We start from the raw sequence: 14,880 nt of genomic DNA, 5'->3' as shown, positions 1-14,880 counted from the left end.
TCAAAAACCTGCTTATCTATCGCCTGACCCAAGATCTGCCTGTTGATGCCGAGGCGTTGGAAACTGCACTGGCCACCAAACTGGCGCGCCCATGTGCAAGCCAGGAGTTGACCACCTACGGTTTCGTTGCACCGTTCGGTAAGGGCGAAGATGCACCGCTTGTGCACGTCAGCGGTGACTTCCTGCTGATCAGCGCGCGCAAGGAAGAGCGCATCCTGCCGGGCAGTGTCGTGCGTGACGCGGTGAAGGAAAAGGTCGAAGAGATCGAAGCCGAGCAAATGCGCAAGGTCTATAAGAAAGAACGCGACCAGATCAAGGATGAAATCATCCAGGCCTTCTTGCCTCGCGCCTTTATTCGCCGCTCTTCGACCTTCGCCGCCATCGCGCCGAAACAGGGCCTGATCCTGGTCAACTCGGCCAGCCCGAAACGCGCAGAAGACCTGCTGTCCACCTTTCGTGAAGTGATCGGCACTCTACCGGTACGCCCGCTGACCGTGAAAATGTCCCCAACCGCGACCATGACCGAATGGGTCACCACGCAGAAAGCCGCGGACGATTTCTTTGTGCTGGACGAGTGCGAACTGCGCGACACCCACGAAGATGGCGGCATCGTTCGTTGCAAGCGCCAGGACCTGACCAGCGAAGAAATTCAGCTGCACCTGAGCACCGGCAAAGTGGTCACTCAGCTGTCGCTGGCCTGGCAGGACAAGCTGTCCTTCGTCCTCGACGACAAGATGGTGGTCAAGCGCCTGAAGTTCGAAGACCTGCTGCAAGACCAGGCTGAACAGGACGGTGGCGACGAAGCTTTGGGCCAACTGGATGCCAGCTTCACCCTGATGATGCTGACCTTCGGCGACTTCCTGCCGGCGTTGGTGGAAGCGCTGGGTGGCGAAGAGATTCCGCAAGGGATCTGATTGGCCTGACATCGGCGGCGCCTGAAAAGAGATCGCAGCCTGCGGCAGCTCCTACATTGGGATTTACGTTTCCTTTGTAGGAGCTGCCGCAGGCTGCGATCTTTTTTTGCGAGCAGCGTATGCTTAGCTCCCTAACGCTTTTCACATAACAAGGATCAAGCCATGCGTGCATTGGCAGTACTGAGCCGTTTTGTCGGCAATACCTTCGCTTATTGGGTACTGATTTTTGCCATCGTTGCGTTCCTGCAACCGGCCTGGTTCATCGGCCTCAAAGGCGCCATCGTGCCACTGCTGGGACTGGTGATGTTCGGCATGGGCCTGACCCTCAAACTTGAGGATTTCGCCGAAGTCGCCCGCCACCCTTGGCGCGTGGCATTGGGTGTGGTTGCGCACTTCATCATCATGCCCGGCGTGGCGTGGTTGCTGTGCCAGGCGTTTCATTTACCACCCGAAATTGCCGTCGGTGTGATTCTGGTTGGCTGCTGCCCAAGCGGCACCTCGTCGAACGTGATGACCTGGCTGGCACGCGGGGACCTGGCATTGTCGGTGGCCATCGCCGCCGTCACCACCCTCCTCGCTCCGCTGCTGACACCGGCATTGATCTGGCTGTTGGCTTCAGCCTGGCTGCCGGTGTCGTTCATGGAGTTGTTCTGGTCGATCCTGCAAGTGGTGCTGCTGCCGATCGTGCTCGGCGTCGTTGCCCAGCGCGTGCTGGGTGACAAGGTTCGTCACGCGGTGGACGTGTTGCCGCTGGTCTCGGTGGTAAGCATCGTGATCATCGTCACCGCCGTGGTCGCCGCGAGCCAGGCGAAAATCGCCGAGTCAGGCCTGCTGATCATGGCCGTGGTCATGCTGCATAACACCTTCGGTTACCTGTTGGGTTACTTCACCGGTCGCGTCTTCAAATTGCCATTGGCTCAGCGCAAATCCCTGGCGCTGGAAGTCGGCATGCAGAACTCCGGTTTGGGCGCAGCCCTGGCCAGCGCGCACTTCTCGCCACTGGCGGCAGTGCCGAGTGCGTTATTCAGCGTCTGGCACAACATTTCCGGTGCCCTGCTCTCGACGTACTTCCGTCGCATGAGCGAGAAGGATGACCGCGAAGTCGCGGCTCAGCAGGCCACTGACTGATCCGAAAACTTGATCCCCGGATTAATGCTGGGCACTATATTGCGCAACGCGAGGACGACCTCGCGGCTCGATCGAGTCATTAATCAGGGGACGACCCCGTCAGACGATGGAGGTCTTCATGTCCTGGATCATTCTGTTTTTCGCCGGCCTGTTCGAAGTCGGCTGGGCCGTCGGCCTCAAGTACACCGACGGCTTCACCCGCCCGCTCCCCACTGTTTTGACCGTTACGGCCATGGCTGTCAGCCTTGGCCTGCTCGGCCTTGCCATGAAGGAATTGCCGCTGGGTACGGCCTATGCGATCTGGACCGGTGTCGGTGCCGTTGGCACAGTGATCGCCGGGATCATTCTGTTTGGCGAATCCATGGCGCTGGTGAGGCTGGCGAGTGTGGCGTTGATCATTACCGGGTTGGTTGGGCTCAAGGTCAGCGCCTGATTTTCAGACCACCATCGCGAGCAAGCTCGCTCCCACAGGGCCGGAGGTGAATCACACATTTTGTGTACACATCCGATTATTGTGGGAGCGGGCTTGCCCGCGATGAGGCCAGCACAGCCAGCGGCTATCTAGCGGCCCCACGCAACTCCCCCACCAACACCTGCAACTTCGCAGGCTCCGCCACCTCAACCGCCACCGCCGGCCCGGCCACCAACGTCACCCGCGACCACAACCGGCGAAACAGCCCTTTATCCGGATCGCGGCTGAAGAAACTCCCCCACAACCCTTGCAAGGCCAGCGGAATCACCGGCACTGGCGTCTCTTCGAGAATTCGCGTCAAGCCGCCCTTGAACTCATTCAACTCACCATCGGCGGTCAATTTACCCTCGGGGAAGATGCACACCAGCTCACCGTCCTTCAGATACCGGGCAATGCGTGTGAAGGCTTGTTCATATATCTGGATATCTTCCTGGCGGCCGGCAATCGGAATCGTCCCCGCGGTACGGAAGATGAAGTTCAGCACCGGCAGGTTGTAGATCTTGTAATACATCACAAAGCGAATCGGCCGACGCACCGCACCGCCAATCAGCAAGGCGTCGACGAACGAGACGTGGTTGCACACCAGCAGCGCGGCTCCTTCATCGGGGATGAGTTCTAGATTGCGATGCTCCACGCGGTACATGGAATGGCTAAGCAGCCAGATCATGAAACGCATGGTGAACTCGGGGACGATTTTGAAGATGTAGGCGTTGACGCCGATGTTGAGCAACGACACCACCAGGAATAACTGCGGGATCGACAGCTTGACCATGCTCAGCAGGATGATCGAGACAATCGCCGAGACCACCATGAACAACGCGTTGAGAATGTTGTTGGCGGCAATCACCCGCGCCCGCTCGTTCTCGGCGGTGCGCGACTGGATCAGCGCGTACAGCGGCACAATGTAGAAACCACCGAACACGCCGAGGCCAAGAATGTCGAGCAGCACCAGCCAGGCGTGACCGAAACCAAGAATTTCGATCCAGCCATGCCCGGCATCGCTTTCTGGAATCCCACCGGAGTGCCACCACAACAGCAGGCCGAACACGGTCAGGCCGAACGAGCCGAACGGCACCAGGCCGATTTCGATTTTGCGCCCCGAAAGCCTTTCGCAAAGCATCGACCCCACAGCAATACCCACCGAGAACACCGTCAGAATCAGGGTCACCACGGTTTCGTCGCCGTGCATCCATTCCTTGGCATAGGCCGGAATCTGCGTCAGATAAATCGCCCCGACAAACCAGAACCATGAGTTGCCGACAATCGAGCGCGACACCGCCGGGGTTTGTCCAAGACCCAGCTTCAGCGTGGCCCAGGACTGGCTGAAGATGTTCCAGTTCAGGCGTATTTGCGGCGAAGCGGCTGCCGCTCGCGGAATGCTTCGGCTGGCCAGGTAGCCGAGTACGGCAATGCCGATGATCGCGGTAGAAACCACGGGCGCGTAATGACTGGACGACATAATGATCCCCGCACCAATGGTGCCCGCGAGGATTGCCAGGAAGGTGCCCATTTCCACCAGACCGTTGCCACCGACCAGCTCATCTTCATGCAGGGCTTGCGGCAAGATCGAGTACTTCACCGGCCCGAACAGCGCCGAGTGGGTACCCATGGCGAACAGCGCCACCAGCATCAGCGACAGGTGATCGAACATGAAACCGACCGCGCCGACCGCCATGATGGCGATTTCCCCGAGCTTGATCAGACGGATCAACGCGTCCTTGGCGAATTTTTCCCCGAACTGCCCGGCCAGCGCCGAGAACAGGAAGAACGGCAGGATGAACAGCAGCGCACACAGGTTGACCCAGATCGAACGGTCACCCTCGATGGTGAGCTTGTACAAAATGGCGAGGATCAACGACTGCTTGAAGATGTTGTCGTTGAACGCCCCAAGGGACTGGGTCACGAAGAACGGCAGGAAACGCCGGGTGCGCAGCAAGGTGAATTGTGAGGGGTGGCTCATCGTCCATGTGTCCCTGATCGAGGTAGAGAGAGGCGTGGATACATTGATTGGAATGCACCACACCGATCCAGGCCACACCTTACCTAATCTTTTGCGTTTATTTCTTCAATCCTGCAATGCAAGGCGAGACGAACAGCTCACCGCGCCAGGCGCCCAGCAGTGTGCGTTTGCCGACGATCAGCCACATTACTGCAAGCAAGGTCACCAGCACACAACCGAAGACACTGAAAAACGTCAGGTGCAGCGTGCTGGCCAGTTTCAACGTTGCCAGGGAATAGACGCCCAGCGGGAAGGTGAAACCCCACCAGCCGAGGTTGAAAGGAATGCCGGCGCGTAGATATTTCAGCGTGATCAGCAGTGCCATCAGCATCCACCACAGACCAAAACCCCACAACGTGATGCCGGCAACCAGCCCAGTGCCAGCAGCGACTTCACCCACACCCTGCAAACCATTGGCAGCGAAGATCGCAGGCGCATCGGCGCCCAACAGCAACATGCCCAGCGCACCCGTGCCGATCGGCCCCAAGGCCAGCCAGCTGGAGGCGGCCATGTTCTCGTGGGGCAACTTATGCAGGGCCATGCGCAACAGCAGAATCGTCAGAATGCTGAACGCGACGGGTAGGGAAAATGCCCAGAGCACGTAGCTGGTCACCAGCATCACCAGTTGAGCGTGGGCATCGGCGAGGTGCGGCGCCAGCAAGCCACCGCTGGCGGCCGCTACTTCCGCCGCCACTACCGGCAACAACCATACGGCGGTCATCTGGTCGATGCTGTGCTCCTGACGGGTGAACATCATGTAGGGAATCAGCACCCCACACGCCAAAGACATCGCCACATCCAGCCACCACAACGCTTCGGCCAGGGCGATGACGCCTTCGCCCCAGCGCGGCAGTCCGAATACCAGGAAACCGTTGATGATGGTCGCCAGCCCCATGGGGATGGTGCCGAAAAACATCGAAACCGTGGAATGCCCGAAAATCCGCCGCGCCTCGTCGAAAAACAGCACCCAGCGCGCCGCGTAGAGCATCGTGAACAACAGGAACAGCACGATATTGAATTGCCAGAGCGCTTCGGCAAGGGCGCGTAAAAGCGGATTGGTGACCGGCAACTGTGCCAGTGCCAAGGCCAGCACCCCGGTGCCCATGGTGGCAGCGAACCAGTTTGGGGTGAACTGGCGAATGACTTCGCGCGGGTGCTGCAAATGGCTGAAAGGCTTGATGCCGGGTTTGGCGATGTTGGTGCATGTCATGGCGAACTCCTGTCCTCGGGTGAGGTAGAGCCCATCATAGATCCGAAAAGAATATCGATATAACGGGTAATATCTCTATATGTTATCGATTATGCAGATAACAATATAAAGCACCGCACCTCGATCCGGCGCTGTGTTTAGTCCCTTGAGATCGAGAAGCTGCATCAGTTGGTAGAGATTGCGTCGCATCAGTAAGGCCCATTTGCGAGCAAGCCCGCTCCCACAATGGACGGTGTGAACACGGACATTGTGGGAGCGGGCTTGCTCGCGAAGAGGCCAGAGCCATTCGCTGAAGATCCCCCTGCGACACCCCGCCACCCCACGACCTTGGTCGACACTGACTAACCCCGGCCATCGTGCGAGACTGTGTCTGTCCGGGCGGGAGGCCCGGGTGCCTTTGGTTATCCGGAGTTCCCATGTCGCTGTCCAGCGGGCTGATTGCCGCCGTCGCCCTGGCCTATATGGCCATCATGTTCGCCATCGCCTTTTACGGTGACCGTCGCAGCGCCCCTTTGCCACCGCGCGTGCGTGCCTGGGTGTACAGCCTGTCATTGGCGGTCTATTGCACCAGCTGGACATTCTTTGGCGCAGTAGGCCAGGCAGCCGAACAGCTGTGGTCATTCCTGCCCATTTACCTCGGGCCGATCCTGTTGTTGATCGGTGCACCGTGGGTACTGCAAAAAATGGTGATGATCAGCAAGCAGGAGAACATCACCTCGATCGCCGACTTCATCGCCGCGCGCTATGGCAAATCCCAATCGCTGGCCGTCGTGGTGGCGTTGATTTGCCTGGTCGGCGTGCTGCCCTACATCGCACTGCAACTCAAGGGCATTGTGCTGGGCGTGAACCTGCTGATCGGCGCCGGGGCCGACGCCATGGGGGTTCGTGCGCAAGACACGGCCTTGGTGGTATCGCTGGTACTGGCGCTGTTCACCATCGTCTTCGGTACCCGCAACCTCGACGCCACGGAACACCATCGCGGGATGGTGCTGGCAATTGCCTTTGAGTCGCTGGTGAAACTGTTCGCGTTTTTGGCGGTGGGTGCGTACGTGACCTTTGGCCTGTACGACGGGTTCGACGACCTGTTCGATCAGGCCATGCTCGCCCCGCGCCTTGAAGAGTACTGGAAGGAAACCATCAACTGGCCCTCGATGGTGGTGCAAACCGGTGTGGCGATGATGGCGATCATCTGCCTGCCACGCCAGTTCCATGTCACCGTCGTCGAGAACATCGAACCGCAGGATTTACGTCTGGCCAAATGGGTATTCCCGACCTACCTGGCCCTGGCGGCGCTGTTCGTCGTACCGATTGCGCTGGCGGGTCAGATGATGCTGCCCAGTTCCGTGCTGCCGGACTCGTTCGTCATCAGCCTGCCGCTGGCACAGGCCCACCCTGCCCTGGCGCTGTTGGCGTTTATCGGCGGCGCGTCGGCGGCCACCGGCATGGTGATCGTGGCCAGTGTGGCGCTGTCGACCATGGTCTCCAATGACATGCTGCTGCCGTGGTTGTTGCGCCGCAACAACGCCGAACGCCCCTTTGAAGTGTTCCGCCAGTGGATGCTCTCGGTACGCCGCGTGAGCATCGTCGTCATCCTGCTGCTGGCCTACGTCAGCTATCGCCTGCTGGGCTCGACCGCGAGCCTGGCAACCATCGGCCAGATCGCCTTCGCCGCCGTGACGCAACTGGCACCGGCCATGCTCGGCGCCCTGTACTGGAAACAGGCCAACCGCCGTGGCGTGTTCGCCGGCCTCGCCGCCGGCACGTTCCTGTGGTTTTACACCTTGGTCCTGCCGATCGCCGCCCACAGCCTCGGCATGTCCCTGAATACCTTCCCTGGCCTTGCATGGCTGCACGGCAACCCGTTGAACCTGCCGATTACCCCGCTGACCCAAGGTGTAGTGTTGTCCCTGGCTGGCAACTTCACCTTGTTCGCCTGGGTTTCAGTGCTGTCGCGTACCAGAGTCTCGGAGCATTGGCAGGCTGGCCGTTTCATCGGCCAGGAAATCAGCGCCCGCCCTAGCGCACGTTCGATGCTGGCGGTGCAGATTGACGATTTGCTGCAACTGGCAGCCCGATTCGTCGGTGAAGAACGCGCCCGCCAAAGCTTCATTCGCTTTGCCTATCGCCAGGGTAAAGGCTTCAATCCCAACCAAAACGCCGACGGTGAATGGATCGCCCATACCGAACGCTTGCTCGCCGGTGTGCTCGGGGCCTCGTCGACCCGGGCGGTGGTGAAAGCCGCCATTGAAGGACGGGAGATGCAACTGGAGGACGTCGTGCGCATTGCCGACGAAGCTTCGGAAGTCTTGCAGTTCAACCGTGCGCTGCTGCAAGGGGCGATCGAGAACATCACCCAGGGCATCAGCGTGGTCGACCAGTCGCTGAAACTGGTGGCCTGGAACCGTCGCTATCTTGAGCTGTTCAACTACCCCGATGGCTTGATCAGCGTCGGTCGGCCGATTGCCGACATCATCCGCCACAATGCCGAGCGTGGCCTGTGCGGCCCCGGCGAGGCCGAAGTGCACGTTGCACGGCGCCTGCACTGGATGCGTCAGGGCCGTGCGCATACCTCCGAGCGGCTGTTCCCCAATGGCCGGGTGATCGAGCTGATCGGCAACCCGATGCCGGGCGGCGGTTTTGTCATGAGTTTCACCGACATTACCGCGTTTCGCGAAGCCGAACAGGCCCTGACCGAAGCCAACGAAGGACTGGAGCAGCGGGTCGCCGAACGTACCCACGAGCTGTCGCAACTTAACGTGGCCCTGACCGAAGCCAAGGGCACCGCCGAGGCGGCCAACCAGTCGAAAACCCGCTTCCTGGCCGCTGTCAGCCATGACCTGATGCAACCGCTGAACGCTGCGAGACTGTTCTCCGCCGCCCTCTCTCATCAGGACGATGGCCTGTCGGGTGAGGCGCAAAAGCTGGTCCAGCACCTGGATAGCTCGCTGCGCTCAGCCGAAGACCTGATCAGCGATCTGCTGGATATTTCCCGCCTGGAAAACGGCAAGATCAACCCCGATTCCAAACCATTCGCCCTCAATGAGTTGTTCGACACTCTCGGCGCCGAGTTCAAGGCACTGGCCCGGGAACAAGGACTGGAGTTCCGCGTCAGGGGCAGCAAGCTGCGCATTGAAAGCGACATCAAACTGCTGCGCCGCATCCTGCAGAACTTCCTCACCAACGCCTTTCGCTATGCCAAGGGACCGGTGCTGCTGGGCGTTCGTCGCCGTAAAGGCGAGCTATGCCTGGAAGTCTGGGATCGCGGGCCGGGGATTCCGGAAGACAAGCAGCAGGTGATTTTCGAAGAATTCAAACGTCTGGACAGCCATCAGACACGCGCTGAAAAGGGCCTTGGATTGGGCTTGGCGATCGCCGATGGTCTGTGCCGAGTGTTGGGGCATACCTTGCTGGTGCGCTCATGGCCCGGGCGCGGTAGCGTGTTCAGCGTCAAAGTGCCGCTGGCCCGGGCGCAAACGGCACTGCCAACCAAGGCTGGCGAACTGAATGGCAAATTGCCGAGCGGCGCCCAGGTGCTGTGCATCGATAACGAAGACAGCATCCTGATCGGCATGAACAGTCTACTGACCCGCTGGGGTTGCCAGGTCTGGACCGCACGCAACCGCGATGAATGCATGGCGTTGCTCGATGACGGGGTCCGCCCGCAGCTGGCACTGGTGGATTACCACCTGGACGATGGCGAAACCGGAACCGAATTGATGGCCTGGTTGCGTACCCGACTGGGCGAGCCTGTACCGGGCGTTGTGATCAGCGCAGACGGGCGACCGGAGACAATGGCGCAAGTGCATGCGGCGGGACTGGATTACCTGGCCAAACCCGTAAAGCCAGCGGCGTTGCGGGCGTTGTTGAGTCGGCATTTGCCGTTGTAATCGCGCTGCCCCCTTTGTAGGAGCGAGCTTGCTCGCGATGGACGTCAACGATAACGCGGGCTGCCTGATACGCCGCGGAGCCTGTGCCTCCATCGCGAGCAAGCTCGCTCCTACAGGGGTGCGCTATTCCGGCAATTCGACCAACCCATCGACATCGGTCATCGCCCGCTCCAGCAGATCCGCTGGCAGGCTTTTACTCGCCCGCGCCCCTAGCAACTTGAGCTGTTCACTGCGACTGACCAGGTTGCCACGCCCCTCTGTCAGTTTGTTACGCGCCGAGCTGTAGGCCTTGTCCAGTTGCTGCAGGCGATTGCCGACCTCATCCAGATCCTGAATGAACAACACGAACTTGTCGTACAGCCAACCGGCCCGCTCGGCGATTTCCCGGGCGTTCTGGCTTTGTCGCTCCTGCTTCCAAAGGCTGTCGATCACGCGCAACGTCGCCAGCAACGTGGTCGGGCTGACAATCACGATATTGCGGTCGAACGCTTCCTGAAACAGTGTCGGCTCAGCCTGCAATGCAGCGGAAAATGCCGCTTCGATCGGGACGAACAGCAGGACGAAATCCAGGCTGTGCAAACCGTCGAGGCGCTTGTAATCCTTGCCGGCCAGACCTTTGACGTGGCTGCGCAGCGACAGTACATGCTGCTTCATGGCGATCTGGCCAATGGCTTCGTCTTCAGCGGCCACGTATTGCTGGTAGGCCGTGAGGCTGACTTTGGAGTCGACCACCACCTGCTTGTCGCCGGGCAGATAGATGATCACGTCCGGCTGGAAACGTTCGCCGTCCGGGCCCTTGAGGTTGACTTGGGTCTGATACTCGCGGCCCTTCTCCAATCCGGCATGCTCAAGCACTCGCTCGAGAATCAGCTCGCCCCAGTTACCCTGGGTTTTCTGCCCTTTCAAGGCGCGGGTCAGGTTGGTGGCTTCGTCGCTCAGGCGCAGGTTCAATTGCTGCAGCCGTTCCAGTTCCTTGGCCAGTGAGAAGCGCTCACGTGCCTCGGCCTGATAACTTTCCTCGACGCGTTTTTCAAAGGATTGAATGCGTTCCTTCAACGGATCGAGCAACTGCCCCAGGCGCTGCTGACTGGTTTCGGCAAAGCGCTGCTCACGCTCATCGAAGATTTTCCCCGCCAGCTCGGCGAACTGCGCACGTAGCTCATCTCGCGAGCCTTGCAGGTCGTTGAGGCGTTGCTGATGGCTTTCCTGTTGCTCGCGCAATTCAGCGTTGAGTGACGCCGCCTGGGCGTCCAGGCGACGCAGCTCGGCTTCTTTGCCGGCGCGTTCGATGTTCCAGGCGTGGGCAGCGTCGCGAGCATCGTCACGCTCAATCTGCAACAGCTCGACTTCACGGCGCACGGCGGCCAGGTCTGCCTGCTTGGCGGCATTGGCCTGGCTCAGGTCAGCGACTTCGTCGCGGCAGGTTTCAAGTTGCGCGTTCAGGCCGTCTTGTGCCAGTTGCGCCATGGCCAGGCGCTCTTCCAATAGCGCGACGTCTGCCGCCGTGGTGCTCGCCTTGCGCTGAAGTTGCCAGGCCAACACCAGCAACGGCAACGCCGCGCCCGCCAGACCGAGCAACAAGCTGGTCAAGTCCATAGCCATAGCCATTCCTGCCTTCGAAATAAAGTTTGAAGGTTAACCAAGGCGTCAGGTCTTGGACAGCTCAGTCTTCGATCAGACCCAGTTCCTGTTGCGCCCGCACATCCCCTGCCCGGGCGGCCGAACGCAGAAGGTCCTGGCCAATCCGGCGATCCCGGGCGTTTCCGCATTCGCGGCACATCAACTGACCGAGGCGGCTTTGTGCGGCCACCACACCTTCACGGGCCGGCTGCTTGAGTAAGCGTCCAGCGATGTGTTTGACGTTCGGATTTTCACTTAGGCGCGGGCTATCCAAAAGCCACTCGGCCACACGCATCGAAAAGCGTTTGGGAGGCACAACAGTGGACGTTTTGGAGGAGGAGGAATCGGATGGTGTACGAAACTTCATAAAGCACTGTGGGCAGATCGGAAGGCGCGCCACTCTACTCTTTTTTTCTTACAGGTAAAGCCGAAAAAAAACCGGCACGCCCGTCCTAGAGCAAGCGCTCGGGACAATCCACAGAAGCTGTGGATAACTCAGTGGACAACCGCCCTTGGAATCCCGCAAAGCCCTATGGAATGGGGCCTCCAGTCAAACTGACGATTTTTTCACCAGTAAAAAAAAGCGATGTTTTTCATTGACTTAAATTTTGGTTACAGGCACCCACTGAGCTTGAAGGCTGGATGACAGCGGCGTGACAGCCAGCACAACGAATGTGCACAAGTGACTTAAGGATGGTTATATCGATGCGCTTTTTCGACGCATTTTGTCATCCGGGTTGGGGATAAACCGTGCCAAACCCTCGTTCCAGGCCGCTTCTATCCGCCGGATGGTCATGACCTTCGGTCGGATTCGAGGCCATTTCCGAGCATTCACTCGATTCATACAGGTTCCCGCAAGCACTTCCAAACGACCCGATCCGGCTCGACCGACCCATTCTTTTCGCTAACACACTTCCCTTAATGGATTCAATCCGTTAGTATCCGCGCCGTTAGTACCAAGCTGAAAGTCAATTCTGGTCGAACAAATCCCCCCGGACAGCCTTCCCAAAGGAAGCCTCAACCGAAAAAAGCGGGATCGACCACCTCGATGGTTTCCAGGTAATTCTTGCGTCGACACACCTTTGAATCGAAAACAAAGGGTGTTGCCAGTCCCGATTACTCTGACCGAACCAACCTGCAAATTGATCAGGATCTTCACCCCGGGCCCAGAACCTTTGCCCTCGATGTGTTGCCTGCCCTCCTAAGTACCTACCTGCCGGCCCAAGCGCGCAAACATATAGCGCTTCAAACTGGCTGCTTTGTTCCAGTCGGGTTCTTCGTTCGATCAATGGTGATCGACGTTACTGGAACGTTTTAACGTTGCACGGTTCTTATCCGTGTCATTTGTAGGAACACCCAATAATGTCTACTCAAATCCAGACTCAGGATGCCATTCGCACCCTAACCAACGCTTTTGCACCAATGAACTGCCTGATCATGGCCGCTCGCAAAGGCTGCTTCAGCTTCACCCTGGTCAACGAACACGGCATCGCTCGTCACAGCGAACGCCTGTACCCCGATCAATACTCCAGCGCCGAGCCGCTGCAGGCCGTGATCGAGCGTACCCGTCAGGCACTGGTTGCCTGAAACGCCAGAAAGGCTGAAAACCCCGAAAGCCCTGCCCGAAAAGCAGGGCTTTTTATTGCCTGATGTTTCCCTCCCCGCGCACCACGGCTAAGCACGATCCGATATAACGGTTATAACTGGTCGCTGGAAATATTTTAAAAACAGGCCTTTACAGCGCGAATATGACACTACACTTCAACTCAAGCGGCTTGACCCGCTTGCGGCGAGCCTGAGCCGATTCACAGCTGCCAAGCCCCCCTTCAGGTGTCGCCGTCCAATTCAGGTTTCGAGGGTTTTATGGGTATCGCTGCCAGCGAACTGTGCCGCTATGTGATTCGTCCGACATTGATCTATCTCGGACAACATAGCGCTACTGCCGAATCCCTGCTGCTGGGCATTGCCGCCAGCCAGTCCGCCCTTGGTTCCGCCCTGCATGACCGCCGTGGGCCCGGCCTGTACCGCCTCGCCGAGCCCCGCCACCAGGCCCTTTGGGACCATTACCTGGCCCTTGATCCGGAACGTGCGAGCCTGGTCCGCGGCCTGGCCAGTCAGCATGCGTTTCTGAGCGGCCCGCACCTCGAGTTGACCGTCAACCTGCGTTACGCCACAGCCATCGCCTGGCTGCTGGTGGAAGAACAGAATACCCCCCTCCCCGCCCCGGACGATTTGTTGGGTATGGCCAGAATCTGGCGCCAGACATTTCAGCCCCAGGGGCGTCTGCGTGATTTCACCTGCGCCTGGCAAACCTGTGTTTCACCCCTGAATCAGGTAGCCTGCTGACACCTCTGGATCCAAAGATCGCGCAACACGCCGCGATTATGGTCGGATTGTCCTACAAAACCGCTCTAAATCAAGGCATACAGCCTATGGCGCCGGGACGAAAATGTTGGTAATTTTCGCCCCGGTGATCACCAGGAGTTCTAATAATGAAAAAAGTAATGCTCAAAACCACCCTTAGCCTCGCCGTTGCCTTGGCATCCACCCAGATCTTCGCAAGTGGCTTTGCCCTCAACGAACAAAGCATCAGCGGGATGGGTACAGGTTTTGCCGGGCGATCTTCCTCTGCCGACGACGCATCCACTATTTTTGGCAACCCTGCCGGCATGTCGCGAATCAAGCGCCAGGAAGTCACTGGCGGGATCGCAGCTATCGATGCCTCGACTGATATCAAAGACGCCCAAGGCGCCCACCCGGGTACCAACAAAGGCGACATGGTGCCATTCACAGCCGTTCCGATGGGCTATTACGTCAAGCCGATTGATGATCACTGGGCATTCGGCCTCGGTGTCTACGCACCTTTTGGACTGATTACCGACTATGAAAATGGCTTCCAGGGTGCCGGTTTCGGCAGCAAGAGTGAAGTCAAGGTTGTCACCGTCCAGCCTACCGTCAGCTACGCCTTTAACGACAAAGTATCGATTGGTTTCGGCCCGACCATCAACCGCATTGGCGGCACTCTGGAGTCGGATGTACCTCTTTTTGGCAATACCCACGTCAAAATCAAAGGGGATGATGTCGCTCTTGGCTACAACTTCGGGGTCCTGGTACAAGCAACAGACACCACTCGTGTCGGCCTGACCTATCACTCGAAAGTGAAATACAAGATTGAAGGTCATACCGATATCACCGCAGGCGCAAATTCACCTTCCGCCTTCCTGAAAAGCAATCGATACGATGCTTCGCTGAAAATCGAAACACCTGAATCTGTCGACTTCTCCGTGACACAACAGCTGACGGATGCGTGGACCCTTTATGCAGGTTCCACCTGGACTCGCTGGAGCCGTTTGAAAGACATCACCGTCAACAACGACGGTGTAACGGCGGCACAAGGCGGTGCATTGTCCCCGGCCCTGTTCGGCACCATTACAGAAGAGCAGAACTGGCACGATACCTGGGCCTACGCCATCGGTACCTCCTACCAGCTGAATAAGCAGTGGGTATTGCGCACCGGCCTGAGCTTTGATCAGTCGCCTACCAACAATACCGACCGATCCCCGCGTATTCCTACAGGTGACCGCACAATCTTCAGCCTTGGCGCCGGCTACAACGTCACCGATGATCTGACCATCGACGTCGCCTACTCC

At 58.8% G+C, this 14,880-nt stretch carries 11 protein-coding genes; 7 read left to right on the top strand and 4 right to left on the bottom strand.

Going from position 1 to position 14,880, the window contains the following annotated elements:
- The 3 genes from rdgC to sugE all read left to right on the top strand — a co-directional run.
- Positions 1-914 (top strand): recombination-associated protein RdgC (gene rdgC, locus ACRESJ_RS20135; protein WP_431759458.1); only part of this gene is annotated, 914 nt, incomplete at its 5' end.
- A gap of 162 nt (positions 915-1,076) precedes the next feature.
- Positions 1,077-2,042: a bile acid:sodium symporter family protein gene (locus tag ACRESJ_RS20130; RefSeq protein WP_431759457.1), complete on the top strand. Its 966-nt coding sequence runs from the start codon at positions 1,077-1,079 to the stop codon at positions 2,040-2,042.
- Between the two features lie 118 nt (positions 2,043-2,160).
- Positions 2,161-2,475, top strand: a complete 315-nt coding sequence (gene sugE, locus ACRESJ_RS20125; protein ID WP_085716911.1) for a quaternary ammonium compound efflux SMR transporter SugE — start codon at positions 2,161-2,163, stop codon at positions 2,473-2,475.
- Between the two features lie 124 nt (positions 2,476-2,599).
- Here sugE and ACRESJ_RS20120 read toward each other — a convergent pair whose 3' ends face one another.
- Together ACRESJ_RS20120 and ACRESJ_RS20115 are read right to left on the bottom strand one after the other, a co-directional pair.
- Positions 2,600-4,474 carry an MFS transporter gene (locus ACRESJ_RS20120; RefSeq protein WP_431759456.1) on the bottom strand — a complete coding sequence of 625 codons (1,875 nt, stop codon included), beginning with the start codon at positions 4,472-4,474 and terminating at the stop codon, positions 2,600-2,602.
- Positions 4,475-4,571: 97 nt separating this feature from the next.
- Positions 4,572-5,723, bottom strand: coding sequence for a TDT family transporter (locus tag ACRESJ_RS20115; protein ID WP_431759455.1), 1,152 nt, complete (start codon positions 5,721-5,723; stop codon positions 4,572-4,574).
- 416 nt (positions 5,724-6,139) lie between these two features.
- Between ACRESJ_RS20115 and ACRESJ_RS20110 the strand changes: the two genes are divergently transcribed.
- On the top strand, positions 6,140-9,610 hold the full coding sequence (locus tag ACRESJ_RS20110) for a hybrid sensor histidine kinase/response regulator (RefSeq protein ID WP_431759454.1): 3,471 nt from the start codon (positions 6,140-6,142) through the stop codon (positions 9,608-9,610).
- 123 nt (positions 9,611-9,733) lie between these two features.
- Here ACRESJ_RS20110 and rmuC read toward each other — a convergent pair whose 3' ends face one another.
- Entirely contained in the window at positions 9,734-11,077 is a 1,344-nt protein-coding gene (rmuC, locus tag ACRESJ_RS20105; RefSeq protein ID WP_431759459.1) for a DNA recombination protein RmuC, read from the bottom strand.
- Positions 11,078-11,273: 196 nt separating this feature from the next.
- Entirely contained in the window at positions 11,274-11,597 is a 324-nt protein-coding gene (locus ACRESJ_RS20100) for a sel1 repeat family protein (RefSeq protein WP_431759453.1), read from the bottom strand.
- A gap of 995 nt (positions 11,598-12,592) precedes the next feature.
- Between ACRESJ_RS20100 and ACRESJ_RS20095 the strand changes: the two genes are divergently transcribed.
- The 3 genes from ACRESJ_RS20095 to ACRESJ_RS20085 all read left to right on the top strand — a co-directional run.
- Positions 12,593-12,817 carry a hypothetical protein gene (locus ACRESJ_RS20095; RefSeq protein WP_008051046.1) on the top strand — a complete coding sequence of 75 codons (225 nt, stop codon included), beginning with the start codon at positions 12,593-12,595 and terminating at the stop codon, positions 12,815-12,817.
- 276 nt (positions 12,818-13,093) lie between these two features.
- On the top strand, positions 13,094-13,576 hold the full coding sequence (locus ACRESJ_RS20090) for a hypothetical protein (RefSeq protein ID WP_431759452.1): 483 nt from the start codon (positions 13,094-13,096) through the stop codon (positions 13,574-13,576).
- Between the two features lie 146 nt (positions 13,577-13,722).
- Positions 13,723-14,880, top strand: a 1,158-nt coding sequence (locus ACRESJ_RS20085) for an OmpP1/FadL family transporter (RefSeq protein WP_431759451.1), incomplete at its 3' end; no start/stop codon positions are given.

The sequence above is a fragment of the Pseudomonas sp. genome (assembly GCF_050739655.1).
Classification (GTDB): Bacteria; Pseudomonadota; Gammaproteobacteria; order Pseudomonadales; family Pseudomonadaceae; genus Aquipseudomonas.
This window is presented reverse-complemented; position numbering and strand designations above follow the sequence as displayed.